This is a genomic window from Novosphingobium sp. YAF33 (assembly GCF_052113265.1).
Classification (GTDB): domain Bacteria; phylum Pseudomonadota; class Alphaproteobacteria; order Sphingomonadales; family Sphingomonadaceae; genus Novosphingobium.
This window is the reverse complement of the sequence record NZ_JBFRCW010000009.1, coordinates 67,218-90,337: the sequence shown is the minus strand read 5'-3', so window position 1 is coordinate 90,337 and position 23,120 is coordinate 67,218. Positions and strand designations below refer to the sequence as shown.

Below are 23,120 nucleotides of genomic sequence, written 5' to 3'. Positions count from 1 at the left end.
GCTCTCGTTTCTGATCCATCCCGTTTTCCGGATCGTCAGGGGTTGCCACCGTGCGCAGGGCACAGCAACGATCGCTGCCAACGGCCGCCTTTAGCCGCGGGCTCTCAACTGCGCCCCTATGGCCTCGTGACTGACCTCATGCGGAAGCCGCCACGCGAATCATGCTGGATTGGCCAAAGCCCGGACTCGGCTTATCAGCCCGCTCTCTGCCAGAAGGTATAGCCCCGGTGCAGGCCCGTACCGGCCACTGCCGCCATGAGCCCGACGACCAAGGCATCCCAGGCCATCAGCGCCCAGACGAGCGCCTGGGGCTGCCCCAGGACAACCATATGGTCCCAGCGGTGCAGCGGCTGCAGGATGGCCAGCGCGGGGGCGATGTAGATCAGCATCCGCAGCGCCTTGCCCCAGCCGCGCCGATAGGCATCGGCCAGCCCGGCCTCGCGGTCGCCCAGCAATCCGCCGACCATGAGGACGAGGCCCGGCATGCTGGCGATCGTCGCGAGGATCGAGATGGCGAAGGCCGCCGCTGGCATCCGGAAGTCGATCAGGCCCGGCAGCGTGAAGACAACCTGGACCAGAAATCCGGTCACGACCTGCTTCCAGCCGATCCCGGCCAGGCTCAGGCTGCGCAGGCCCGCCTCTCGGTTGGCCCAGAAGCGCGCCGCCAGCAGCATGGCGAAGACCAGTCCCGCGACTTTGACCGAACCCAGCGAGAGTCGCGCCGGGTCCGAGCCCAGGGCGGCAAAGGCATCGCGGCTGGCGAACATGCCGAGGCGGATCTCGACGACATGCTGGGCGAATTCCGGAATGGCGGCGAGTGCGGGGATTACCGGCGCCAGCTTCCACAGGACGAGGCTGTCTCGCAGCGAGGCGAAGAAGCCGCGGGCTTCCGCGCGGAGCCGCTCCATCGGGGCCCCCGTCCCTGCTTCCATCGCCGCAGGCGCGTGCGTCGCCCTCCGCGCGGACGCGCGCAGGGCTTTCGCCTTCGGCGCTCTGCCCGGATTCATTCCGCGGCTTGCGCCTGCGCCTCGTTCGCGGCTTCGATTTCGGCCGCCTTGGCTTCGACCAGCTTGACGATGTGGTCCAGCATGTCTTCGGACTGCACGACGTGGTCGGTCACGCCGGACAAGTAGACCATGTGCTTGCCGTTGCCGCCGCCGGTGAGGCCGATATCGGTTTCGCGCGCTTCACCGGGGCCATTGACCACGCAGCCGAGCACCGAGAGCGAGAGCGGCGTCTTGATGTGCTGCAGCCGGTCCTCCAGCGCTTCCACCGTGCGGATTACGTCGAAGCCCTGGCGGGCGCAGGACGGGCAGGACACGACGCGAACGCCGCGCGTGCGCAGGCCGAGCGCCTTGAGCATCTCGAAGCCCACGCGCACTTCCTCTTCCGGCTCGGCCGAAAGCGAGACGCGCAAGGTGTCGCCAATGCCCGACCAGAGCAGCATGCCCATGCCGATCGAGGATTTCACGGTGCCGCCGATGAGGCCGCCCGCCTCGGTGATGCCCAGGTGCAGCGGGCAGTCCACCGCGTCTGCAAGGCCCTGGTAGGCGGCGACGGCCAGGAATACGTCGCTGGCCTTCACGGCCACCTTGTATTCGTGGAAATCATGGTCCTGGAGCAGCTTGATATGGTCGAGCGCGGATTCGACGAGCGCTTCGGGGCAAGGCTCCCCGTACTTTTCCAATAGGTCCTTTTCGAGACTGCCCGCGTTCACGCCGATGCGGATCGCGCAGCCGTTGGCCTTTGCCGCGCGCACGACTTCGGCCACGCGGTCGTCAGAGCCGATGTTGCCGGGATTGATGCGCAGGCAGGCAGCGCCGGCATCGGCGGCCTCAAGCGCACGCTTGTAATGGAAATGGATGTCCGCGATCAGCGGGACGTTCGCGGCGCGCACGATTTCCTTCATTGCCGCCGTGCTCTCCACGTCGGGACAGGAAACGCGGATGAGGTCCGCCCCGGCTTCCTCGCAGCGACGGATCTGGTCGATCGTCGCCTTGGCGTCGGAAGTCAGGGTGTTGGTCATGGTCTGCACCGTGATCGGGGCATCGCCGCCGACGGGAACATTACCGACCATGATCTGGCGGCTCTTGCGGCGCTCGATATCGCGCCAGGGACGTACGGAAGACATGCGCCCCCCTATAGGCCTTTGCAGTGACGGTTTGAAGCACCATTGCGCAGGGGTCCGCAATCCCCTTTCGGATGGCCGATAGAGCGGTACCGGAGAGGCGCGTTCACGGCGCCCGCCCGGCATCGCCGGTCACAGCATTCGGGCGTAGAGGAATTCCTCGTCGCGCTGTTCGCCGACCATGAAATGGATGTCGGCCACTTTGCCGAAGCCGTAGCGGGCATAGAACTTCTGCGCGCCGTCATTGCCGCTCCATACCGAAAGCTGCATTTCCCCGGCGCCATGCTCGCGCCCGATCTCCAGCGCGCGGTCCATCAGCGCAGCGCCGATGCCGCGCCCGGTCGTTTCCGGATCGGTGTAGAGCTGCTTGAGTTCCACCACCCGCTCGTGCCGCGCATGTTCGGGCCAGCCGCAGGCCATGACGAGCTTGCAAAAGCCCAGCAGCGCGCCGTCCTCTTCGGCCAGCAGCACACGCATGGCCGGGTCCGCGATCTCCTTGGCCACTTTCGCCTCGCTGTGCGAATCGGCCAGGAAATCCTCCAGATCCTGGGGCATGTACATATGGCCGAACTTCGCGACGAAACTGCGGGCGCCGAGTTCGGCCAGGGCCGCGGCATCGGCGGGGTTGGCGGGGCGAAGATTCATGTCAGTTCCCGGGTCATGCACATGGAGAAGGGATCGTGCTCATAGCTGGCGAAAGGCGGGCATTCCGTGAAACCGTGCGCGCGATAGAGCGCATGGGCGGCGTGGAACGGCTCCGGCCGCCCGGTTTCCAGGCTGACGCGGTGATAGCCCCGCGTGCGCGCTTCCTCGATCAGGCGCAGGAGAATGGCCTTGCCCACGCCCCGCCCCCGATAGTCCGGCGCCGCGCGCATCGATTTCAGTTCGCCGTGGCCCTCGTCCAGACGCTTGATCGCCCCGCACCCGGCCAGGCGCTCGCCATCCCAGGCGGAGAAGAACGTGACATCGGGCTGGCGCAGGCGGGCGGCCGGCATGGCGTGGACACTCTCCGGCGGAGACCACTGGTGCATTTCGTCGAGATGGAACTGCAGCAGATCGAGTACGTCACGGCCCGTCAGGTCGTCTTCCACGATCGTCAGATGAAGCGTCATTCCTGGCTCCCGGAAAACTTGTCTGCCTTGCGGCGGCCCATGCGCATGCCTGCTTCCAGGCGGGCACGCAACTGGGTGTAGTAGTCTTCCAGGAAGGCCCGCTCGTCGTTCCAGCCGTCGTTGCGGTCGATCTTGCGGGCGATGGTTTCGTAGACGCTTTCGAGCGATTGCGCGCGGTCGTCGCGCAGGACGCGTTCCAGCGCCTGCAGCTCGTATTCGCCGTAGACCGCCAGTTCGGCTTCCTCGAAGCGATAGGTGCGCCGCGCCGGCGCTGCGCCGGCATCGAGGGCGACCTCGTCCTCATGCCTTGCCGCCGGCGCGCGCGCGAGGGACATCGCCGCCTCCAGCTTCTGGCGTGGCCGCTCCAGCACCCAGGTCCCCGCGATCATGTCGCCGGCCCGCAGGGCGTCGCGGTTGAACAAGGGCATGAGCAGGAAGATCGCCAGCCAGCCGGTGGCCGTCAGCCACCCCATGCCGCTTTGCGCCCCCGCCTGCAGGATGAAGACGATCGGCAGGAACAGCTCGATGTCGCGCAGGAGGTTGCGGGCGATCACCATGTCCGCCGTCAGCCGCCCGCCATCGCGGGCGGCGATGCGGATGCCGGCGATACGCTTGCCCGGCGTGGCGCCGCGCGGTCCCAGTTCGAAGAACAGGAAATAGGCGTTGCGGAACAGGAACATCGCCACCAGCCAGACGATGACGAGGAACTGCAGGGCATGGCCCAGCGCATTCTTCTGTTCGAGATTGCGATCGATCCCGGTCAACCCGCCGGCGATTTCGATGAGCCCCCAGGTCGTGAGGCCCATGAGCACCAGGATCACCAGGAAATCGAGCATGAGCGCGCCCACGCGCGATCCCCGGCTGGCCACCGTCACCGGGACCGAGATGCCTTCCGGCGTCACCAGCACGCGGTCGCGCGAGGTGCGCCGGTAGCGGGTCGGCACCACGCTCATGCCGCGCGCACTTTGCCGCGGTTGCCCCGGAAGGCGAAGAAATAGGCGCACCAGGCCGCCAGCATGAAGCCGCCGATAGCGAATCGTCCGAAAGTCTGGTCGACGAGCTGGCGCGCGAAGCCTTCGAGCAGCGCGGCGACGATCAGCATGAGCACCACCCCGGTCATGACCAGCGCCGCGCGCCGCCCGGCTTCCGCCGTCGCCTGAAGCACCGGCCGGTTGCCGGGAAAGGCGAGCGAGCGGCCGATGTGCAGCCCTGCCGCGCCCGCCAGCATGATGGCGAAGAGTTCCGTCGTACCGTGGACGGCGAGCCATCCGGCGAAATCGGTCAGCAGCCCGGCCCCATGGTAGAGCCAGAGCATCGCCCCCAGCATGGCCATGTTGTGCACCAGCAACAGGAGCGAGGGGATGCCGAAAGCGAAGCCCAGCGCGAAGGCCAGGATCGAGACCTGCGAATTGTTGCTGAACAGCTGGGTGGCGAACAGGCTCATGCCGTTGCGGCCGCTATCGCCGAACAGCGTGTGGCGCAGGGCTTCGCGGGTCGCCCCGGGCACGCGGCCGCCCGCCATGTCGCCGCCGACAAGGGCATGGTACCAGTCCACGTCGTGCGCCACGAGCAGCCAGCCCACCGCGGTTCCGGCCACCATCACCGCCAGCGCCACCAGGATGTCCAGCCAGATCGCCCGCACCGCCGCGCTCCAACCGCCGCCCAGGAAGCCGCGCAGCCAGTCCCACAGCGAACTGCGCGGGCCGTAGACGACGAACCAGGCGCGCTGCACCAGCGCTTCGAGATATGCCAGCGTCGCGGCATCGAGCGAGGTTTCCCGCGCGATCGACAAGCTGGAGGCCACGGTGCGGTAGAGCCCCGGAAGGGCCAACAGGTCTTCGTCCGACAGGCGGCGGAGGCGGCCTTTCTCCATGCTGGTGACGATCGCTTCCAGCCGCTGCCAGTCGGCCTCGCGCTCGAGGCGGAAGCGGTCGGAGCGCAGCGCCGCGCTCTCGATGGCGGAGACGGAATCGGGAAGCCCGGCATCGGAGCGCCCCGTACCTGAAGGCAGAGTGGCGGCGTTCATCCGATCGCTCCCGATCGCTTGATTTCGAGATAGGCATCGATCAGCCGGGTGCCGATCGTGTGATAAGGCGCTTCCACCACGTCCACGCCCAGCTGTTGCAGCCGCCGGGTGACCAGCGCGCGCTGGCGCAGCAGGGTATCCGCGGAAACCGCCATGGACAGCGTTTCGAGGTCGTCCGGTGCCGCGCCCGAGATCGCCTCCAGCTCGTCGTCGGCCATGGTGACGAACAGCACGACATGGCGCGAGACGAGGCGCCCGATCGATTCGATCATGAGCTGGGCGCTGGTGGGGTCGGTGAAGTCGGAGAACACCACGATCAGAGAACGGCGCTGCAGGCGCGCGGCCAGGGTGGCCAGCGCCAGCGTGAAATTCGGCTCCTCGGAGCGATATTCCAGCCCCGCCGCCGCGCGTTGCAGCCGGTGAAAGTCGCGCGATGCGGTGACGAAAGGCGTCGCCACTTCGGGCCGCGCGGCGAAGCCGAACAGCGAGACGCGGTCGCCGCCCTTGAGCGCCACGTAGCTGGTGGCGAGCGCGGCGGAAACCGCGCGGTCGAGCCGGGGCATGCCCTGGATCGGTTCGCACATCGTCTGTCCGCAATCGAAGGCGAAGACGATCTGGTTGTTCCGCTCGGTCTCGTATTCCTTGGCGTAGAGGTGAACGTGCCGCGCCGAGCTTTTCCAGTCGATCCGGCGGCGGTCCATGCCCGGCTCGTATTCAGCCAGCGATTCGAACTGGGTGCCCTCGCCCCGGATGCGGCGGGCGATCAGGCCATATTGCGCATCCTTGAGGAAGGTCTGCAGCGCCGGGGAGCGCACGGCGGCAATGTTCGGCCAGACGCGCACTTCCCGGCCGAGTTCACCGCGAAACTGCCGTGCGCCCAGCCCCATAGGCCCGGTCCAGCGCAGCCAGGTCCGCGCGATCCGGCCGGTACCGCGGCGCGAGGGGCGGAAGGCGAGCGTGCCGCGCCAGCCTTCCTCGCCCCGGTTCGCCAGAGTGAGGCTGGCCCGTCCGCCGGGAACGAGGCGCGGATCGCATTCCAGGGCGAGTTCGACCCGCGAGGCCCACGCAGCGGAAAGATCCAGCGCGGCGGTCAGTTCGGCCGGCTCTCCCACTTCGACATCGGCCGGTACCGCGATCCGCAAGTCGCCCAGGCGCCCCGCCAGAAGCGCGTCGATCGCGATCAACGCCAGCACCGCCAGCCCGAACACCGGCGCCACGACCCAGGCTTCGGGCCGCGTCGCGCCGATCACCAGCGCCACCGGCGCGGCCAGCGCCAGTAGCCCGGCCGCACGCGCGGTGGGCACCATGGGAGCGGAGCGCAGGCTCATCGGATCAGGACCGCAGGATCACCGGGGCGCCTCGGTCTGCTCGACCAGCTGGGCGACCAGCGCCTCCACCTGCTTGCCCTCGATCTCGGCGGCGGGGCTGAGCAGCAGGCGGTGGCGCAGGACCGACCCGGCGAGCGCCTTGACATCGTCCGGCACCACGTAGTCGCGCCCGTCCAGCGCGGCGCGGGCGCGCGCGGCGCCGGCCAGCAATACGGCCGCGCGCGGGCTGGCGCCGCTCGCAAGGTCCGGGCTCTCCCGCGTGGCGCGCACCAGGCGGACGATATAGTCGGTCACGCTCTCGGCCAGGGTCACTTGCGAAACCGTGCGGGACGCCGCCTCGATCACCGCGTGATTGGCAATGGCTTCCACCCCGCAGGCGGCCGGGCTGGGCGCGCCGCGATTCTCGCCGAAGCGCGCGACGATGCGCAGTTCTTCCTCGAAGCTGGGGTAATCGACGCTCACCTTGAACAGGAACCGGTCGAGCTGCGCCTCGGGCAGCGGATAGACGCCCTGACTCTCGATCGGGTTCTGCGTGGCCACCACCATGAACTGCTCCGGCAGGGCATGGGCGGTGCCGTCCAGCGTGACGCGGCGCTCCTGCATGGCTTCCAGCAGCGCGGCCTGGGTCTTGGGCGGCGTGCGGTTGATCTCGTCCGCCAGCAGCAGGTCGCAGAAGATCGGGCCATGAGTCAGCGTGAACTGGCTGGTCTGGAAGTTGAACAGGTTCGAGCCCAGGATATCGCCCGGCATCAGGTCCGGCGTGAACTGGATGCGGCCGAAATCCAGGCCCAGGGTCGCGGCGAAGCACTGCGCCAGGAAAGTCTTGGCCGTGCCCGGAGGCCCTTCCAGCAGGACATGGCCGCGCGCCAGCAGGGCGATCAGCAGATGCTCCACCGTTGCGCTCTGGCCGACCACCGCCTTGCCGATCTGCTCGCGAATGCTTCCCGCAAGCGCGGCGACCCCGGCGAGATCGACCGCGAAATCGCCCCGAGCAAAATCGCCTTCGGCATTCGGGGAGTGGGCATCGGTCATCGAGTCAGCATCCTTTCGAGCGCGTGAAGATCGCGCGCAGCCTTGACGAGATCGTGCGATTTGCGCGCATGGCGAAGGCGCGCGGAAATCGCGGAAAAGGGTTCGGCATCCGCCCTGCGCGAGGCAAGGGCGCGGTCGATCGCGGCGTCGGCCTGCTCGGGCGGGAGCGTGCGCGGCAGGGCGAGAGCACGGATCAACCGGTCGCGGGCATGGTCGGCATAAGGTCCGCCGATCAGGTGCAGTCTATGCGAGCGGCGCACCAGTCCGGCAGAATTGGCCACCAGCGCGCGCTTGCCGAAAGCGATGGCCCGCTCTCCCGCCAGCGGCGGCCCGAAGCGCAGGAAAGCGCGCCATCCCAGCACCAGGGCGGCCAGCAGCAGGCAGAGCGTGGCGGCCAGGAATGGCGGGGTGAAAGCCAGGGTCAGCAGATTCTGCGCGCGCCCGAAACCGTTCATGGTGAGGTCGAACGTCACCGTGCCACGAGGCTCGACTTCGCTGGCCGCGACCAGCGCGTCCACCAACTGCGCGGCGCGGCGATCGGCCATGCCCCAATTGTCGACGAGGTCGGGTTCGAACACCAGGACCAGGGGGTAGAGGTCCTCGTCCTCCGGGTCGCTGCTCATGCCTGTCAGCGCCGCGTCCTCGAGCGCGGGATAGCTGCCGCCGTCATCGATGAAGGCGGCGAGAACGCGCCCGTCCTGCTCCTCCACGACCGGCACCAGCGTATCGCCCTTGCCCGATTGCAGCGCCTTGCGGCTGGGCAGCGCGCCCTCCAGGCCGAAGCCGTGCCAGCGGGCCTTCGCGCCGTTGGCGTCGACCTCGCCCTGCACGACCGTCACGTCATCGAGGAAACCGCGCCATTCGAGCGGCCGCATGCCCTGGAGATTGACCCAGCCGGTCTTGGCCTTTTCCTGCTCGCGCCCGGGCTGCAAGGCCATCCACTTGGGCAGGATCACCAGCGTCGGCCCGATGTAGCGCCGCTTCGAGACGATCTTCTCGATGTCCTCGCCATCGGCCCCGGCAGGCGGAGTGAGCACCAGCAGGCCCGGCTTGTCGAGCGCGCCCACGTTGCGCGCGCGAACCACCGGGTGCCCGCGCTTCTCGATATAGCGCGCCATGGCGGCATAGCCGTTGAGGCCGCGCCCGTCGGCGTGGGACTGGCCGTCGTTGGTGGAGCCGAAGCCGGTGCCGGTCCCGATCATCCACAAGAGCGAAAGGAACAGCGCCGATCCGATCAGCACCAGCGCCAGCACCGCCCAGCGCGAGAACGGATTGGCGCCGACAGGAATACCGGCTTGCGCAGCAGGTCTCGCATCGGCAGGCGCTGTTGCTGACATCTCGCTCATGCGCGCAGTTCCAGCCGGGCGAAGCGGGCATAGGCCTCGCGCGCGGCGGCCCAGTCGTCGGCGCCCAGTTCGCGCAGCGCGAAGCGGCTGCGCTCCACGCGGGCGGCGATCGTGGCGAACGCCTCGCGGCCGCTGTCCGGGAGCGAGGACAATACCGAAATTTCCCGCGCAGTGCTGGCCGGATGCAGCCAGTCCGGCCGCGCCTGCCGGATCTGCCCCACGCTGCGGCGCAGGAGCAAGTGAGTGGCCTCGTCGAACCGGCCTTCCCCGGCAAGGCGGTCCGCGTCCTCCAGCAGGGCCAGCGCCTCGGCCTCTGCCGGCACCCAGGCCTCGGGCGCTTCCTCGCGGCTGCGGCCGCGCCAGGCCTCGATGGCCGGGCCTGCCAGGCGCCAGAGGATGAACAGCGCCAGAAGCACCGCCAGCGCGATCAATATGTTGGAGAACACCGGCCAGGACATGCCCAGCAACCTTCCAAGCGGCGCGAAGATCGCCTCCAGCATGCGGCCGAGCGCCTGGAGCCACTCCGGGACCTGCCCCGGAGGATCGGGCTTGAAGGGCGGCAACGGCGCGTACTGGATATCGGCCGCGCCACGCACGGCTTCCCAGTCGCTCGCGGCGTCCCGGGCCGCACCCGCCATCTGACCCCTAGCAGCCATTACCCGCCGATGATTGGCATGGGCCGGGAGCAGGCGCAAGCCGTTGCGATGAAAGGATTGGATAGCGATCGAGGAGGGGTTGCGGCCGCCTGCCCGTCATGGACGGCACGGCGCGCGACCGACCAGGACGCGCGCCGTGCCGGACCGAACCAGGATCGCCTATCCGCGCGAGCGTGCCTGCTTGTAGGTGCCGAGCGGACGCACGTACTTGCAATGGAATGCAAGTTCCTGAAGCGCCATGTCGATGCGCGGCTCGCCGGGGGCGCCTTCGATGTCGGCGTAGAAAGTGGTGGCCGCGAAGCTGGCACCGATCTGGTAGCTCTCCAGCTTGGTCATGTTGACGCCATTGGTGGCAAAGCCGCCCAGCGCCTTGTAGAGCGCGGCGGGGATGTTCTTCACCTCGAAGATGAAAGTCGTCACCGCCTTCTCGCCCTTGAGCGCGAAGGGATCGAGCGGCTCACGCGAGAGGACGACGAAGCGCGTGGTGTTGTCCGCCGCGTCCTCGACATTCTCCTCGACGATCTTGAGGCCGTAGAGTTCCGCAGCCAGGTTCGGGGCGATGGCGCAGGCCGCGGTATCGCCCTGCTCGCGCACGAAGGCGGCGGCGCCGGCGGTATCGGCATAGGCCATCGGCACGATGCCCCGCTCGCGCAAGTAGTGACGCGACTGGCCCAGCGCCTGCGGGTGGCTGTAGGCCCCCGAGAACGGCCCCATGGTGCCGTCCGCATTGGGCAGCGCCATCAGCGCATGCTCGATGCCCATGAAGTGCTCGCCCACGATCGACAACCCGCTTTCCGGCAGCAGGAAATGGATGTCCGCCACGCGGCCGTGCTGCGAATTCTCGATCGGGATGATGGCCCGGCCGGCCCGCCCGTCCTTCACCGCATCCAGCGCATCCTCGAAGGAAAAGCACGGCAGCGGCAGACAGTCGGGATCGTGTTCCAACGCCGCTCGGTGCGAATTGCATCCGGGGGCGCCCTGGAAGGCCGCCGCGCGCGAGGGATCGGCCGCAGCGGCCTCGTTCATGCGGGCGACCAGGTCGAGAGCGGGTTCGGGATAGGAATGCATAGCGTCCGCGCGATTAAGCCGCAAAGGCGATGTCCGCAATGGCTCTTGCACTAACCTGCTGGCAACTCTAGAGCCTCAACCCAAAGAGGATGAGAAAAAACTCCACCCGTGGGGCAAGGGCAAACAAGAAATGGATGATCGTTTCAACACCATTGCCGGCTGGGCTTTGTTCGCCGGTATCGTCGGTCTTGGTCTGACCACCGTCAGCTCTCATTACTTCCGTGCAGACAAGCCGCATCGTCCCGAGACGATGGGTTACGCCATCGAAGGCGTGGAACAGGAAGGCGAAGCAGGCGCCGAAGCGCCGATCGCCACTCTTCTTGCCAGCGCGGACCCGGCCAAGGGACAAGCCACTTTCGCCAAGTGCCAGTCCTGCCACACGATCAACCAGGGCGGCACCAACGGCATCGGTCCCAATCTCTATGGCGTGGTCGGTGAAGGCATCGGCCAGGGCGTCGGCGGTTTCGCTTTTTCCGACGCGCTCAAGGGCGTTGGCGGCAAGTGGGACTTCGACAAGCTGAACGACTGGCTGAAGAGCCCGAAGGCTTTCGCGCCCGGCACCAAGATGACGTTCGCCGGCCTGCCCAAGGGTGAGGATCGCGCCAACGTGATCGCCTACCTCAACGCCCAGGGTTCGAACCTGCCGCTTCCCGCCGCACCTGCGGCAGCAGCAGCAGCACCGGCAGCCGGCGATGCGCCCGCCGCCGCCAGCAGCGAAGCCGCAGCCGCGCCCGCAGCCGCCGCGGCTGCCGAGTAACAACCCATTTCCGGTAGCGGTCCGGCCTGACTCTGTCGGGGCGGACCGCCCGGTCGAGGAATCCGGCCAGGCCGGCAGAAAACGGTCCCGCGGGCGCCACCGAGTCGCCTTGCGGGCCGTTTTCGTCAGGACGTAGAGGCGGCCTCGGCCCCGATCGCGAACCACTTTGCGAGCAGGTGGAATCACCTTATGACCCGGAAAAACGCGGCAAACCAGAAGCCTGGAGCAGTTGATCCGATGCATTCGGATCGGAAATTGCTCTAGTCTTCGATCTTGCCCGTCAAACCATCTTCGAAGCGGCGGAGCTGTTCGCGGCCCCACGACCAGTCGCCCAGGCCACTTGCGGCATTGATGTGCCCCAGTGCCCCGGCCTCGACGAAGGACGCGCCCCATTGGCGGGCACGCGTACGGGAATGGACGAGCGGACCATAGGGATCGTCCGAACTCGCCACGACCACCGCCGGAAATCGCAGGAACAGCTCGGGCGGATTGCCGAAGCTCGCCGCCTCTTGCGGAAAATCCGGGCCTTGCGGATCTGGCATCGCCACCAGGAACGCGCCTCGCACCGCCTGGTCGGACCGCGCGCTCCAATGCGCGACGAGCAGGCAGGACAGGCTGTGAGCGACGAGGATCGGCGCCTCGGAGCACGCGGCCACGGCCGCGTCCAGCGCGGCGATCCACTGATCGAGCTGCGGCGCGTCCCAGCTGTCGGGCGCGAACCGCCGCATCTCCGGCTCGGCGGCTTCCCACCGCGATTGCCAGTGCTCCGGCCCTGAACCGCCAATGCCGGGCAGGACCAGATAGGCGCTCATTCGCCGCTGTCCGCCGGCCCCTTGAACCCCTTGGCGATCACGTACCACTCGGACGAACCCTTGCGGCTGGCCGGCGGCTTGGCGTGCTTCACGCTGGTGAAGCGACGCTTGAGAATGCCGAGCAACTCGGTGTCCGTACCGCCCGCGAAGACCTTGGCAACGAAAGTACCGCCGGGCGCCAGGTACTGGATCGCGAAATCGGCTGCCGTTTCGACCAGCCCCATGGTGCGCAAGTGGTCGGTCTGCTTGTGGCCGACGGTATTGGCCGCCATGTCCGAGAGAACGAGGTCCGGCGCGCCTTCCAGGGCCTGTTCCAGCGCCGCGGGGGCCTCGTCGGCCATGAAGTCCATCTCGAAGATGGTTACGCCCTCGATCGGGTCGGTGGGCAGCAGGTCGATACCCACGACTTTGGCCTTGGGAGCCTTGAGACGCAGCACCTGGCTCCAGCCGCCCGGCGCGATGCCGAGGTCGACCGCGCGGGTCACGTTCTTGAACAGGTCGAATTTCTCGTCGAGTTCCAGCAGCTTGTAGGCGGCGCGGCTGCGGTAGCCGTCGGCCTTGGCCTGCTTCACATAAGGATCGTTGATCTGGCGGGTCAGCCAGCGCGCCGAACTGGTCGTGCGCTTCTTGCCAGTGCGAAGCCGCTCGTTGGGATCGCGTCCGGAACGGCTCATGGCCGGTTCTCCAATAGGTGTGATGGCGCGGGGGCTACCGTGGGCCTGCCGCTGGAATGGGATGCGATGAGGCTGCGCAGGATGCCTTCGCGGATGCCGCGATCGGCCACGCCCAGCCGCGCCGCGGGCCAGAGGTCGAGAATCGATTCGAGAATCGCACAGCCGGCCACGACCAGGTCCGCACGCTCCCGCCCGATGCAGTTCACCTCGCGCCGCTCCTCGATCGACATCGAGGAGAGCCGGGAACTGATGTCGCGCATCGATTCGGCCGGAACGATCAATCCGTCCACCATGCGGCGGTCGTATTGCGGCAGTTCGAGGTGGAGGCTGGCCAGCGTCGTCACCGTGCCGCTGGTGCCCAGCAGGCGCAGCGGACCCGTTTCCGCAGCGCTGCCGCGCGCCGGGCCGACGCGCTTGGCAAAGGCGGAAAAGCTTTCCGAGACCAGGCCATGCATGTGGCGATAACGCGCGAGGCGTTCCTCCAGCGTCGTGCCTTCCGGCCCGCAGCTCTCGGTCAGCGAAACCACGCCCCAGGGCACCGATTGCCAGTCGAGGATACGCGGCACGGTGCCGGTGCTCTCGATCAGGACGAGCTCGGTCGATCCGCCGCCGATGTCGAAGATCATCGCCGGGCCGAAGCCTTCCTCCAGCAGCACATGGCAGCCGAGCACGGCCAGCCGCGCTTCCTCGCGCGCGCTGATGATGTCGAGCGCGATGCCGGTTTCCTCGCGCACGCGCTCGATGAATTCCGGGCCGTTCTCCGCGCGGCGGCAGGCCTCGGTCGCCACCGAGCGGGCGAGATAGACATTGCGGCGCATCAGCTTTTCGGCGCAGACCCGCAGTGCGGCCAGCGTCCGGTCCATCGCGGCCTCGGACAGACGGCCGGACTGCGCCAGGCCTTCTCCCAGCCGCACGACGCGGCTGAACGCATCGATCACCGTGAAATTCTCGCCCGATGGCCGGGCGATCAGGAGACGGCAATTGTTGGTGCCAAGGTCGATGGCGGCATAGGACTGCCGGTAGGACGGGCGCGACGACGGCCCGTTCGCGCCCGGAAGCACGGGCGTGAAGCCGGCAGGCACGAAGCTGGCGGCCGGAAAGCCCGGTGCAACGGTCTTCGCTTCTGCCGGCACCGTCTTGGCGGCAACGGCTTCGCCCTGGGCCCGCGGTTTCTTGGAGGAACGCGCCGCGCCCTTGCGGGAGCCGCGCTTCCGGGCAGCTGCCCGGCGCGATTCCGGCTGGCGGGGCGACGCCTGCGAGCCGGATGTCTTCTCTTCGCGCGGCGCTCCGCCTGCCTCGGCGGCGCCGCCCGGAGGGCGCGCCTTCGCCTTGGCCGTGTCGGGTCCGGACGAGCGTGACTTGCCCTTCCTCGCCTTGCGCCGCCTTCCAGTGCGGCCCGACACATCGACTCTTGCTGCCGGCGGATCTTGCTCCGCCATGATATGTAATCTCGTTCGAATAAATCTTACCGCCGTGCGCGGCGGATACCTGGGGCGATGCTAACGCCCCCCGGGCCAAGGGGCAACCCTGACTGCAAAAAGGGTGCTTGACGCGAATCAGAAGCCCTACTAGAGGGGCGCCTCCCGATGCCCCGTCGTCTAATGGTAAGACTACGGATTCTGATTCCGTCTATCGAGGTTCGAATCCTCGCGGGGCATCCAATTCTTCCTAAATCGCTGAAATCCGCTTCTTCTTCGAGAAGCGCGTCTGGCATCGCCGGACGCTTTCGCATGCCCTGGCGACGTGCGAATCGTGCCCGATCCCGGCGGTTTTCCGGTTCATGTCTGGAGTTGGATGTCGCCCGGAAAGAGGGGCGGCCCTTCGCGGGGAAGAGCCGCCCGAAGTCGGGGAGAAGCGGTTGGCACCGCCGGCAAGGTTCGACTTGGCGGTGCACGACCGGCACGGCCCATCTGCCAGCCCCCGCTCCGCACTGCATTGATCGTGGTCAATCGACCGATTCGCGCCTGCCCCGGCCTTCAATTTTTCGCCGATTCGCCGTCCTGCCGAAAATGGATGATCCGCATTTCAGGCCCACACCGATCCTGCGTGAACGCCGCCGTGGCCGCTGCGCCCATGTCACGCTGATGGATTCGCACGGCCGGCCGATCGACGTGATCGTGCGCAATGTCTCGTCACGAGGGTTGAGCGCGGCGGCGGCAGGCCAGCCGCCTGCCTGCAACGAAGTCGTGCGCGCGGCGATGGACGATGGCCGCGAACTGTGGGGCCTCGTGCGCTGGGTGGACGGCAATCTCTTCGGCGTGGAATTCGACATTCGCCCCTGAGGGAGCAAGTCGCCGTCAGACCGCCGAACTGAACCGTCGCAGCGAATCCTTGCGATAGGGATCGAGGCGCGCTGCGATCGAGCGGGCATAGGGCAGGCCCTGGGGCAGGATCACCAGATCCTCTCCGTCGCTGTCACAAAGCCCGGCATCGAAATAGGGCAGCAGCAGCGGCCAGGCCTCGCATTGCAGGTCGCGCGGGATCGGCGCCCTGCCCCGGCACAGCAGCGCCTCGATCACCGCGCCGCGCCGCCGGTCTTCGCCGCTGCGGCGAATCCCGCGGTTGGCGGCGATGCGGTCCTGCGAGAGCAGCATGCGATAGCGCCCGGTGTTCTTCTCGTTCTGGACAAGCAGCTCGGGAAAGCCGCTGATCGACGAAGCGCCCAGACCCAGCAGCACCGGCGCCTTGTCCTCGGTGAAGCCCTGGAAGTTGCGGCGCAGGTTTCCCGATAGCGCCGCCTGCGCCAGGGTGTCTCCGGGCCGGGCGAAGTGATCGAAACCGATGGGCACATAACCGGCCTCGACCAGAAGCGCATGGCCGCGCGCGGCCATGGCGAATCGCTGCTCCGCATCGGGCAGGGCATGGGCATCGATCTTGCGCTGGCGCGCGATCAGGTGCGGCACATGGGCATAGCCGAACAGCGCGATCCGATCGGCCCCCAGCGCGGCGGTTCGCGCCAGCGAGTCTTCCAGATCGGCCATGGTCTGCCCGGGAAGCCCGTACATCAGGTCGAAGTTGAGCGAAGCGATGCCTGCCGCGCGCAGCATCGCGGTCGTTTCCTCGATCATCCACGCCGGCTGCACCCGTCCTATGGCCTGCTGAAGGCCCGGCGCGAACGTCTGCACCCCCAGGCTGGCGCGCGTGATCCCCACCGCGCCGATCACGGCCGCCCATTCGCGGCCCATCGTGCGCGGGTCCAGCTCGATCGACAGGACCGGGCGCGATGCAGGGAACTGCAGCGTCAGCGCGTCCACCAGCCGTACGAAGTCGACCGGGGGAATCCCGTTGGGACTGCCGCCACCAAAGGCGATGCGCGTGACCCGGGCGCCTTGTGGCAGGCGTTCGGCGACAAGGCCGATCTCGCGGTGGAGGGCATCGAGATAGCCGGAGACGCGATCGGTGCGGTTGGCGACGCTGGTGTTGCAGCCGCAGTACCAGCAGATCTTCTCGCAGAACGGGATATGGACATAGAGCGAGACCTCCCCGGTCACCGCCTCCAGCGCCTGCACGAAAGCCTCGGCACCGACGGTCTGGTCGAATTCGGCGGCGGTGGGGAAGCTGGTGTAGCGCGGCACGGGCACCGCAAGCAGTTCGGGGTGATAGGTCCACATGCGCAGACCCATCGCGCCTGGAGGCGGCCGCGTCATTGCGCTCGATCAACGGGCGGGAAACCGGCTCGATCTGCCGATTTTTGCGCGCGATCAATGTCCCCGCCGCGCGGGAGGACCAAAGCGGCCCTGCTGCCGCTCAAGAGGGGGGACCCGCACGGTGCGGCCCCGGCGGCGCAGGAAAGACCCAAGATGCGCAAGATGTCCATGCTCGCGGCCGCTGCCCTGACGGCCGCCGCCGCCACCGCGATCGTCACCCCGGCCCAGGCCGGAAGCCCGGACGGCAAGTGGCAGGTCAAGGTTCTGGGCACTGCCGTGCTGCCCGACGGCAAGATCGACAAGATCAGGTCGATCGACACCGACACCGCGCTGGGCGGCACGCTTGCCGGGCTAGAAACCGTGGGCACCAAAGCGAACGACAACGTGGTGCCGACGCTGGCGGTGGAATATTTCTTCAGCAACGCCTTCTCGGTGGAGACGATCTGCTGCTTCACCCAGCACCATGTCAGCGGCACCGGCGACGTGGCGGGCGCCAGCCTGGTCGATCACGTTCTCATCCTGCCCGCCACGGTGACTGCCAAGGCGCATCTCGACACCGGAACGCCCTTCAAGCCCTATGTGGGCGCCGGCCCGGCCTGGTTCTTCGTGTTCGACGAGAAGCCGGGCGATACGGCGCGCGCGCTGGGCGTGGACAAAGTGAAGATGTCGAACAAGGTGGGCTTCGCGCTGCAGGGCGGCGTGGACATCGCCATCAACGACAACGGGCTGGGCCTCTCGCTCGATGCCAAGAAGTACTGGGTGAAGCCCACCGCCTCGTTCTACGAGGATGGCGTGCTGGCGCTGAAGACGCGCCACGATCTCGATCCCTGGGTGCTGAGCGCAGGCGTGTCCTACCGCTTCTGAGAGACGGTCCGGTTCCGGCAGGCACTTCGGCCATAGCCGAATGCCCGCCGTCCCCGCGAAAGCCGGGGCGGCGGGCTCGCCTACATTACCGCCAGGAGATCGCGATCAAGGCCTGATCCGGGGGATCGAGGCCCCTTCAGCCCGCTTCGGCGGTCAGCGCCTCGTGGTCCAGGAGGATCACGTCGCGGCGCGAAGGCAGGTCGATCAGCCGCTCGTTCTTGAAGCGGGTGAACTGGCGGCTCACCGTCTCGATGGTGAGGCCCAGCACGTCGGCGATCTGCTGGCGCGAGAACGGCAGGGTGATGCGGCGCGGGCCGGCATCCTCGAAATTCCAGGCGCAGCCGGGGGGTTGCAACCGCTCGGCCATTTCCAGCAGGAAGCTCGCCAGCTTTTCCGAGGCCGACTTGCGGCCGAGCAGCAGCATCCAGCGGCGCGTGCGGTCCAGTTCGCCCAGCGTCCGCTCCAGCAGCTTGTGTTCCAGCGCCGGATGCTCGCGGGCGAAAGCGTCGAAATCGCGGCGGGAGAAGACGCAGACCGTCGCTTCCGTCAGGGCGGTGGCGCCGTGGCCGGTGGTGCCGCCGAAGGGACGCCCGATGAAGTCCGAAGGATAGACCACGCCGACGATCTGCTCGCGCCCGTCCTCGGTATTGGTCGAAAGCTTCAGCACGCCGTCGATCACGTTGGCCACGAGAACCGAGTCCTCGCCTTCCCAGATCAGCGATTCGCCGGGCTGGATCGTGCGGGTACGCCCGATGGCGTTGAGCGCTTCCAGCTCTTTCGCATCGAGGGATGAACAGATCGCCCGGTTCCGAACGACGCACAGGTCACAGTTGGACATGTGCCCGCGATAACAGTCGCTTCGCCATGTCTCAAGTGCAGGCCAGGCCGACTTGCGTCAGCTTACGCAACCGCCGCTTCCAGCAGGTGCATCGTCCCGGCATCGGCGTCGATCTCCACCGGCAGCCCCACCGGCACGCTGAGCTGCGAGGCGATATGGCCGATCTGGAGCCCCTGGAACGCGGGAACCCTAAGGCCGGAAAACTGCCGGTCGAGCACTTCGTAGATCGTGAAGTTCGAATAGCCGCCGTCGGGGTTCTGGCAGCCGGTGCATTGGCCGAAGACGACCCCGGCCACCCGGTCGAAGATCCCTGCCAGCGCAAGCTGGGTGAGCATGCGGTCGATGCGGTATTCGGATTCGTTGGTGTCCTCGATGAACAGCACGGCCCCCGTGAAGTCCGGCAGGTAGGGTGTGCCCACCAAGGCGGAAAGCACGCTGAGATTGCCGCCGAGCAGCCGGCCGCGCGCCTTGCCGCCGCGGAACGTGCGCAAGTCCTTGCCCCGGCCCGAAAGATTGACGCCAGCCCCCTCGGGCACTTGCCAGGTCGGAGTCGCGCCTTCGAAGGCCAGCGCATGGAACGAGGCCCAGGCCGCCGGCGGCCACGAGGCGGAAGCATTCGGCCCGTGGATGCTGGCTACGCCCGTCCGCGCCGCGAAAGCCAGATGAAGCGCGGTATTGTCGCTGAAGCCCACGAAGAGCTTCGGGTTCGCCGCGATCCTGTCGAAATCGAGCAAGGGCAGGATGCGTGCGCAGCCCCAGCCGCCACGCACGGCCATGATGGCGCGGACCTTGTCGTCGGCGAACATGGCCATGAGATCGTCTGCCCGCGCCCGGTCGGAGCCGGCCAGGTAGCCTTCGCGCTGGAGCATGTGCAGCGCCGGCCTCGGCTCCAGGCCCATGGCGCGCACGGTCGCCATGATCTGGTCCAGTCCGAAGCGATCCCCCACGAAGCCCGCCGGCGCGACCAGACCCAGCACGTCGCCTTCCTTCAGGCGCGGGGGCTTCACCAGCTTGCGCGCAGGGCTACGGACCTGGGCCGAAAGAGCGGGGAGTACCGGCAGCACGGAGCCTGCGGCCACGGCGCCGAAACCGGCCATCGCGGCGCGGCGTGTCATGGTCATGTTCGACATGTCGTGCAGCCTAGAGCGTTTTCCCATCAGGGGGAATCACCTGATGACCCGGAAAACGCGGCCAACCGTGAAACTGGTGCATCGGGGCTGCGGGCAACCGCATGCCGTGCTTGCGCGCAAGCGTATCATAATTAAATCCTTATCCCTCGACGCCGCGCCTCCCAGCGGCCATGGAATGCAGATGACCGAACAAGAAGACAAGAAAGTCACCAACCGCCGGTTCTACAAGGCCGAGCAGGAAGCCAACTTCGCAGATGCGCAGGAAGGCACGATCCAGACGCAGAACCCGGCCTATCGCCTGGCCTTCCAGGACACCGAGTTCCTGCTGCGCGACGAACTGCGCCCCGTCCGCTTCCAGCTTGAGCTTCTCAAGACCGAGATGCTGCTGGAAGAAGCCAATATCGGCTCGACCATGGTGATGTACGGCTCCGCCCGCATCCCCGCGCCCGAGAATGCTGAAAGCGTGCTGGCCCAGGCCAAGACCGACGAAGAGAAGAAGGTCGCCGAGCGGCTCGTCGCCAAGGCGAAGTATTACGAGGAAGCCAAGACCCTCGCCAAGCTGGCCAGCCAGTGCTCGGTGGTGGAAAAGGGCATGCGCCAGTTCGTCGTCTGCTCGGGCGGCGGCCCGTCGATCATGGAAGCCGCCAATCGCGGCGCTTCGGAAGTCGGCGCGGAATCGCTGGGCCTCAACATCGTGCTGCCCCATGAGCAGGCGCCCAACCCTTACGTGACGCCGCGGCTCTCGTTCCAGTTCCACTACTTTGCGCTGCGCAAGATGCACTTCCTGCTGCGCGCCCGCGCCGTGGCCGTGTTCCCCGGCGGTTTCGGTACGTTCGACGAATTCTTCGAGCTGCTCACCCTGATCCAGACCGGCAAGATGAAGCCGATCCCGATCCTGCTCTACGGCAAGGAATTCTGGGAACGCGTCGTCAATTTCGAGGCCCTGGCCGACGAAGGCGTCATCAACCGGCAGGACCTCAAGCTGTTCCACTGGTGCGAAACCGGCGAGGAAGGCTGGAAGGTCGTGCAGAAGTTCTACGATCTCGACTGCTGCTGAGGTAAGGGCGGCGGCCGCCGGGCCGCCCCTTTTCCGGACGCACACGCTTCGGCCGGCCGAGTTCTTCGGCTCTCTTGCGTTTCTGCGGCAGGCCCTGCCCGGGCTGTCCGCTGCCTAGCCGCGAACGTGGTGTCCCAGCGGGCCATGTCCCGCGCCGAAGCCCGGCGCATTGAGCAGCGCCGCGCGGACATAGTCGCGCGCGCTGACGATCGCCGCTTCCAGGCCGGCGCCCTGCCCCATGAACGTGGCGATGGCGCTGGAGAACGTGCAGCCGGTGCCATGGGTATGGCGCGTCTCGATGCGCGGTGCGGTCCACGACATCGGCGGTTCGCCGGGCCGCAGCAGCCTGTCTTCCACGATCGGCCCCTCCGCATCGCCGCCCTTGGCGATATAGGCCACTCCGCGCGCCGCCATGGCACGGTCCCCGCCCAGCGCCTCCAGTTCGGGGACGTTCGGCGTGGTCAGCGTGGCGAGGGTCATCAGCCGTTCGAAAGCGGCAATGGTGGCCGCATCCGCCAGGACCGAGCCGCTGGTGGAGATCATCACCGGATCGAACACCACCGGCACGCCCAGCCGCTCCAGCCGTTCCGCCACGACATGGGCGATCTCGGGACTGCCGAGCATGCCGATCTTCACCGCGTCCACGCCGATGTCGCTTACGCAGGCGTCGATCTGCGCCGCCACCATCTCCGGCAAGAGCGCCGCCACATGCGTGACGCCGCACGTGTTCTGCGCAGTGATCGCGGTGATCGCGGTCATGGCATAGCCGCCGAGCATCGTGATGGTCTTGATATCGGCCTGGATACCGGCACCGCCCGAACTGTCGGAGCCGGCGATGGAAAGGATGCGGGGCGGTGTGGTCATGATGGGCTGATGGCACCCGGGTTGTCGTTCGGCAAGCATGCGCCGGATGGCATCGCGCAAAGCCGCCAAGGCGCGAAGACGTCGCGCAGCCGGCGAAGCCGCTCTGCCCGCTTCGCGCCTTGGCGGGAGCCGATCAGCCCTTGAACCTGCGCTCCTTCGACGGGGGCGCGGAATCGAAATGCCGCTTGGCCCGCGTCGGCCGGTCGAGCAGTTCGCCGCTGCAATTGGGGCAAAGCTCGTCGAGGTCATCCGCGCATTCGGCGCAGTAGGTGCATTCGAAGCTGCAGATGAACGCGCCGGGGGCATCGGCCGGAAGGTCGGTACCGCAGCGTTCGCAGTCGGGGCGCATTTCGAGGGCCATCAGGCTGCCGCCTCTTCCACGGCCGCGCAGATCGAGGCCACGGCGGCCTCCACCTGCCCGGCATCGTCGCCTTCCGCCATGACGCGGATCAGGGGCTCGGTGCCCGAGGCACGGATGACGAGGCGGCCGCTGCCGTTGAGCGAAGCCTCCGCCTCGGCAATGGCAGTCTTCACGCTGGCCGCCTCCAGAGGCTGCCCGCCCGAGAAGCGGACGTTGCGCAGCAGCTGCGGGACCGGGTCGAAAAGGTGGAGCAGTTCGCTCGCCCGCTTGCCGGACTGGACCAGCGCCGCCAGCACCTGCAGCGCCGCCACGGTGCCGTCCCCGGTGGTCGCATGGTCGAGCAGGATCATGTGGCCCGATTGCTCGCCGCCCACGTTGAACCCGCCCGCGCGCATGCGTTCGAGGACGTGGCGGTCACCCACCTTGGTGCGTTCGAGCGTGAGGCCCTGCCCCTGCAGATAGCGTTCGAGGCCCAGGTTCGACATGACCGTCGCCACCACGCCGCCGCCGCGCAGGGCGCCGCGCGCGGCCAGCTGGGTGCCGATCAGCGCCATGATCTGGTCGCCGTCCACGGTCTTGCCCTTTTCGTCCACCACCAGCAGCCGGTCGGCATCGCCGTCAAGCGCGATGCCGATATCCGCCCCGGTCGTGACCACGGTTTCCTGAAGCAGGTCGACGTGCGTGGAGCCGCACTTGTCGTTGATATTGCGGCCGTTGGGCGTGACGCCCACCGCCACGACTTCGGCACCGAGTTCCCACAGGGCCGAGGGCGCGACCTGGTAGGCGGCGCCATTGGCGCAATCGACCGCGATCTTGAGCCCGTCCAGGCGAATGTCATGGGGCAGCGAGCGCTTGACGGCGTGGATGTAGCGCCCGCGGGCATCGTCGATGCGGCGGGCGCGGCCGATGTCCTCGGACGGGGCGAGCGCCAGATCCTGGGCCAGCATGGCCTCGATCGCCAGTTCGTCCTCGTCGGAGAGCTTGAAGCCGTCGGGGCCGAACAGCTTGATGCCGTTGTCCTCGTAAGGGTTGTGGCTGGCCGAGATCATCACGCCCACGTCGGCGCGCAGCTCGCGGGTCAGCAGGGCGACGGCCGGGGTCGGCATCGGCCCCAGCAGCACCACGTCCATGCCCACGCTGGTGAAGCCGGCGACAAGCGCGTTTTCCAGCATGTAGCCCGAGAGGCGGGTATCCTTGCCGATCACCACGCGGTGCCGGTGCTTGCCGCGCAGGAAGCGGGTGCCGGCCGCCTGGCCGACCTTCATGGCGATGGCCGCCGTCATCGCGCCCTGGTTGGTGCGGCCGCGGATACCGTCGGTGCCGAAGAATTGTCTGCTCATGACCTGCCCCTTGGAGACTGTCTCGTGAATACCGGATGACGTCCGCAGCCCGCTCGCGCGGCTCCCTCGCCCATCCTCTA

At 67.7% G+C, this 23,120-nt stretch carries 24 protein-coding genes and 1 tRNA gene; 5 read left to right on the top strand and 20 right to left on the bottom strand.

Annotated elements, in window-relative coordinates; all coding sequences use genetic code 11:
• Window positions 1-194: 194 nt before the first annotated feature.
• The 11 genes from AB4Z00_RS19115 to AB4Z00_RS19065 form a co-directional block, all read right to left on the bottom strand.
• On the bottom strand, window positions 195-908 hold the full coding sequence (locus AB4Z00_RS19115) for a hypothetical protein (protein ID WP_442046920.1): 714 nt from the start codon (window positions 906-908) through the stop codon (window positions 195-197).
• A gap of 95 nt (window positions 909-1,003) precedes the next feature.
• Window positions 1,004-2,131 (bottom strand): flavodoxin-dependent (E)-4-hydroxy-3-methylbut-2-enyl-diphosphate synthase, encoded by a 1,128-nt coding sequence (gene ispG / locus AB4Z00_RS19110; protein ID WP_132264510.1) that lies wholly within the window; start codon window positions 2,129-2,131, stop codon window positions 1,004-1,006.
• 129 nt (window positions 2,132-2,260) lie between these two features.
• Entirely contained in the window at window positions 2,261-2,773 is a 513-nt protein-coding gene (locus tag AB4Z00_RS19105; protein WP_442046919.1) for a GNAT family N-acetyltransferase, read from the bottom strand.
• Window positions 2,770-3,240, bottom strand: a complete 471-nt coding sequence (locus AB4Z00_RS19100) for a GNAT family N-acetyltransferase (protein WP_442046918.1) — start codon at window positions 3,238-3,240, stop codon at window positions 2,770-2,772. The genes AB4Z00_RS19105 and AB4Z00_RS19100 overlap by 4 nt, the downstream gene beginning before the upstream one ends.
• Window positions 3,237-4,193, bottom strand: coding sequence for an RDD family protein (locus tag AB4Z00_RS19095; RefSeq protein WP_442046917.1), 957 nt, complete (start codon window positions 4,191-4,193; stop codon window positions 3,237-3,239). The genes AB4Z00_RS19100 and AB4Z00_RS19095 overlap by 4 nt, the downstream gene beginning before the upstream one ends.
• Window positions 4,190-5,266: a stage II sporulation protein M gene (locus AB4Z00_RS19090; protein ID WP_314467657.1), complete on the bottom strand. Its 1,077-nt coding sequence runs from the start codon at window positions 5,264-5,266 to the stop codon at window positions 4,190-4,192. The genes AB4Z00_RS19095 and AB4Z00_RS19090 overlap by 4 nt, the downstream gene beginning before the upstream one ends.
• Window positions 5,263-6,594, bottom strand: a complete 1,332-nt coding sequence (locus AB4Z00_RS19085) for a DUF58 domain-containing protein (protein ID WP_442046916.1) — start codon at window positions 6,592-6,594, stop codon at window positions 5,263-5,265. Before AB4Z00_RS19085 ends, AB4Z00_RS19090 begins: the two co-directional genes overlap by 4 nt.
• An 18-nt stretch (window positions 6,595-6,612) precedes the next feature.
• Entirely contained in the window at window positions 6,613-7,626 is a 1,014-nt protein-coding gene (locus AB4Z00_RS19080; protein WP_134094761.1) for an AAA family ATPase, read from the bottom strand.
• Window positions 7,623-8,972, bottom strand: a complete 1,350-nt coding sequence (locus tag AB4Z00_RS19075; protein WP_442046915.1) for a DUF4350 domain-containing protein — start codon at window positions 8,970-8,972, stop codon at window positions 7,623-7,625. The genes AB4Z00_RS19080 and AB4Z00_RS19075 overlap by 4 nt, the downstream gene beginning before the upstream one ends.
• Window positions 8,969-9,628, bottom strand: a complete 660-nt coding sequence (locus tag AB4Z00_RS19070) for a hypothetical protein (protein ID WP_442046914.1) — start codon at window positions 9,626-9,628, stop codon at window positions 8,969-8,971. The genes AB4Z00_RS19075 and AB4Z00_RS19070 overlap by 4 nt, the downstream gene beginning before the upstream one ends.
• A 159-nt stretch (window positions 9,629-9,787) precedes the next feature.
• Window positions 9,788-10,696: a prephenate dehydratase gene (locus tag AB4Z00_RS19065; protein ID WP_442046913.1), complete on the bottom strand. Its 909-nt coding sequence runs from the start codon at window positions 10,694-10,696 to the stop codon at window positions 9,788-9,790.
• A 130-nt stretch (window positions 10,697-10,826) separates the two neighbouring features.
• On the opposite strand from AB4Z00_RS19065, the gene AB4Z00_RS19060 reads away from it, so the two are divergent.
• Window positions 10,827-11,453, top strand: a complete 627-nt coding sequence (locus tag AB4Z00_RS19060; protein ID WP_314467666.1) for a cytochrome c family protein — start codon at window positions 10,827-10,829, stop codon at window positions 11,451-11,453.
• A 260-nt stretch (window positions 11,454-11,713) separates the two neighbouring features.
• Here AB4Z00_RS19060 and AB4Z00_RS19055 read toward each other — a convergent pair whose 3' ends face one another.
• Genes AB4Z00_RS19055 through AB4Z00_RS19045 form a run of 3 tightly spaced genes read right to left on the bottom strand, consistent with a single transcriptional unit; the run spans window position 11,714 to window position 14,378 of the window.
• Entirely contained in the window at window positions 11,714-12,265 is a 552-nt protein-coding gene (locus AB4Z00_RS19055) for an RBBP9/YdeN family alpha/beta hydrolase (RefSeq protein ID WP_314467668.1), read from the bottom strand.
• Window positions 12,262-12,939: an RlmE family RNA methyltransferase gene (locus tag AB4Z00_RS19050; RefSeq protein WP_132264492.1), complete on the bottom strand. Its 678-nt coding sequence runs from the start codon at window positions 12,937-12,939 to the stop codon at window positions 12,262-12,264. Before AB4Z00_RS19050 ends, AB4Z00_RS19055 begins: the two co-directional genes overlap by 4 nt.
• Window positions 12,936-14,378, bottom strand: a complete 1,443-nt coding sequence (locus tag AB4Z00_RS19045) for a Ppx/GppA phosphatase family protein (protein WP_132264490.1) — start codon at window positions 14,376-14,378, stop codon at window positions 12,936-12,938. The genes AB4Z00_RS19050 and AB4Z00_RS19045 overlap by 4 nt, the downstream gene beginning before the upstream one ends.
• A 148-nt stretch (window positions 14,379-14,526) precedes the next feature.
• Between AB4Z00_RS19045 and AB4Z00_RS19040 the strand changes: the two genes are divergently transcribed.
• Together AB4Z00_RS19040 and AB4Z00_RS19035 are read left to right on the top strand one after the other, a co-directional pair.
• Window positions 14,527-14,600 (top strand) — tRNA-Gln (locus tag AB4Z00_RS19040).
• A gap of 348 nt (window positions 14,601-14,948) precedes the next feature.
• Window positions 14,949-15,221, top strand: a complete 273-nt coding sequence (locus AB4Z00_RS19035; protein ID WP_132264488.1) for a histidine kinase — start codon at window positions 14,949-14,951, stop codon at window positions 15,219-15,221.
• A 15-nt stretch (window positions 15,222-15,236) separates the two neighbouring features.
• Here the strand turns inward: AB4Z00_RS19035 and hemN are convergent, their stop codons facing one another.
• Window positions 15,237-16,550, bottom strand: coding sequence for an oxygen-independent coproporphyrinogen III oxidase (gene hemN, locus AB4Z00_RS19030; protein WP_442046960.1), 1,314 nt, complete (start codon window positions 16,548-16,550; stop codon window positions 15,237-15,239).
• A gap of 189 nt (window positions 16,551-16,739) precedes the next feature.
• Here hemN and AB4Z00_RS19025 point away from each other — a divergent pair, with 189 nt between their 5' ends.
• Complete coding sequence (locus tag AB4Z00_RS19025) at window positions 16,740-17,450, top strand: OmpW/AlkL family protein (protein WP_442046912.1); 711 nt, start codon at window positions 16,740-16,742, stop codon at window positions 17,448-17,450.
• A 136-nt stretch (window positions 17,451-17,586) separates the two neighbouring features.
• Here the strand turns inward: AB4Z00_RS19025 and AB4Z00_RS19020 are convergent, their stop codons facing one another.
• Window positions 17,587-18,288, bottom strand: a complete 702-nt coding sequence (locus AB4Z00_RS19020; RefSeq protein WP_132264483.1) for a Crp/Fnr family transcriptional regulator — start codon at window positions 18,286-18,288, stop codon at window positions 17,587-17,589.
• A 62-nt stretch (window positions 18,289-18,350) separates the two neighbouring features.
• The gene (locus AB4Z00_RS19015) at window positions 18,351-19,409 is read right to left on the bottom strand and encodes a S66 peptidase family protein (protein WP_442046959.1); all 1,059 of its coding nucleotides are present in this window, start codon (window positions 19,407-19,409) and stop codon (window positions 18,351-18,353) included.
• A 190-nt stretch (window positions 19,410-19,599) separates the two neighbouring features.
• On the opposite strand from AB4Z00_RS19015, the gene AB4Z00_RS19010 reads away from it, so the two are divergent.
• Window positions 19,600-20,475, top strand: coding sequence for a TIGR00730 family Rossman fold protein (locus AB4Z00_RS19010; protein ID WP_132264479.1), 876 nt, complete (start codon window positions 19,600-19,602; stop codon window positions 20,473-20,475).
• A 114-nt stretch (window positions 20,476-20,589) separates the two neighbouring features.
• Here AB4Z00_RS19010 and thiD read toward each other — a convergent pair whose 3' ends face one another.
• From thiD to glmM, 3 genes are all read right to left on the bottom strand, one after another.
• Window positions 20,590-21,339, bottom strand: a complete 750-nt coding sequence (gene thiD / locus AB4Z00_RS19005; RefSeq protein WP_442046911.1) for a bifunctional hydroxymethylpyrimidine kinase/phosphomethylpyrimidine kinase — start codon at window positions 21,337-21,339, stop codon at window positions 20,590-20,592.
• 133 nt (window positions 21,340-21,472) lie between these two features.
• On the bottom strand, window positions 21,473-21,700 hold the full coding sequence (locus AB4Z00_RS19000; RefSeq protein WP_132264476.1) for a DUF1272 domain-containing protein: 228 nt from the start codon (window positions 21,698-21,700) through the stop codon (window positions 21,473-21,475).
• A complete protein-coding gene (gene glmM / locus AB4Z00_RS18995) occupies window positions 21,700-23,040 on the bottom strand; it encodes a phosphoglucosamine mutase (protein WP_132264474.1) in 1,341 nt (446 codons plus the stop codon). The genes AB4Z00_RS19000 and glmM overlap by 1 nt, the downstream gene beginning before the upstream one ends.
• Window positions 23,041-23,120 lie beyond the last annotated feature (80 nt).

Coding starts and splice junctions, on each gene's coding strand:
- AB4Z00_RS19055 (WP_314467668.1), bottom strand. CDS start 12,265: ATGAGCGCCTATCTGGTCCTGCCCGGCATTGGCGGTTCAGGGCCGGAG.
- thiD (WP_442046911.1), bottom strand. CDS start 21,339: ATGACCACACCGCCCCGCATCCTTTCCATCGCCGGCTCCGACAGTTCG.
- AB4Z00_RS19060 (WP_314467666.1), top strand. CDS start 10,827: ATGGATGATCGTTTCAACACCATTGCCGGCTGGGCTTTGTTCGCCGGT.
- AB4Z00_RS19100 (WP_442046918.1), bottom strand. CDS start 3,240: ATGACGCTTCATCTGACGATCGTGGAAGACGACCTGACGGGCCGTGAC.
- AB4Z00_RS19010 (WP_132264479.1), top strand. CDS start 19,600: ATGACCGAACAAGAAGACAAGAAAGTCACCAACCGCCGGTTCTACAAG.
- AB4Z00_RS19015 (WP_442046959.1), bottom strand. CDS start 19,409: ATGACCATGACACGCCGCGCCGCGATGGCCGGTTTCGGCGCCGTGGCC.
- AB4Z00_RS19020 (WP_132264483.1), bottom strand. CDS start 18,288: ATGTCCAACTGTGACCTGTGCGTCGTTCGGAACCGGGCGATCTGTTCA.
- AB4Z00_RS19035 (WP_132264488.1), top strand. CDS start 14,949: ATGGATGATCCGCATTTCAGGCCCACACCGATCCTGCGTGAACGCCGC.
- AB4Z00_RS19045 (WP_132264490.1), bottom strand. CDS start 14,378: ATGGCGGAGCAAGATCCGCCGGCAGCAAGAGTCGATGTGTCGGGCCGC.
- ispG (WP_132264510.1), bottom strand. CDS start 2,131: ATGTCTTCCGTACGTCCCTGGCGCGATATCGAGCGCCGCAAGAGCCGC.
- AB4Z00_RS19105 (WP_442046919.1), bottom strand. CDS start 2,773: ATGAATCTTCGCCCCGCCAACCCCGCCGATGCCGCGGCCCTGGCCGAA.
- AB4Z00_RS19070 (WP_442046914.1), bottom strand. CDS start 9,628: ATGGCTGCTAGGGGTCAGATGGCGGGTGCGGCCCGGGACGCCGCGAGC.
- glmM (WP_132264474.1), bottom strand. CDS start 23,040: ATGAGCAGACAATTCTTCGGCACCGACGGTATCCGCGGCCGCACCAAC.
- AB4Z00_RS19025 (WP_442046912.1), top strand. CDS start 16,740: ATGCGCAAGATGTCCATGCTCGCGGCCGCTGCCCTGACGGCCGCCGCC.
- AB4Z00_RS19090 (WP_314467657.1), bottom strand. CDS start 5,266: ATGAACGCCGCCACTCTGCCTTCAGGTACGGGGCGCTCCGATGCCGGG.
- AB4Z00_RS19065 (WP_442046913.1), bottom strand. CDS start 10,696: ATGCATTCCTATCCCGAACCCGCTCTCGACCTGGTCGCCCGCATGAAC.
- AB4Z00_RS19075 (WP_442046915.1), bottom strand. CDS start 8,972: ATGAGCGAGATGTCAGCAACAGCGCCTGCCGATGCGAGACCTGCTGCG.
- AB4Z00_RS19095 (WP_442046917.1), bottom strand. CDS start 4,193: ATGAGCGTGGTGCCGACCCGCTACCGGCGCACCTCGCGCGACCGCGTG.
- AB4Z00_RS19115 (WP_442046920.1), bottom strand. CDS start 908: ATGGAGCGGCTCCGCGCGGAAGCCCGCGGCTTCTTCGCCTCGCTGCGA.
- hemN (WP_442046960.1), bottom strand. CDS start 16,550: ATGTGGACCTATCACCCCGAACTGCTTGCGGTGCCCGTGCCGCGCTAC.
- AB4Z00_RS19080 (WP_134094761.1), bottom strand. CDS start 7,626: ATGACCGATGCCCACTCCCCGAATGCCGAAGGCGATTTTGCTCGGGGC.
- AB4Z00_RS19000 (WP_132264476.1), bottom strand. CDS start 21,700: ATGGCCCTCGAAATGCGCCCCGACTGCGAACGCTGCGGTACCGACCTT.
- AB4Z00_RS19050 (WP_132264492.1), bottom strand. CDS start 12,939: ATGAGCCGTTCCGGACGCGATCCCAACGAGCGGCTTCGCACTGGCAAG.
- AB4Z00_RS19085 (WP_442046916.1), bottom strand. CDS start 6,594: ATGAGCCTGCGCTCCGCTCCCATGGTGCCCACCGCGCGTGCGGCCGGG.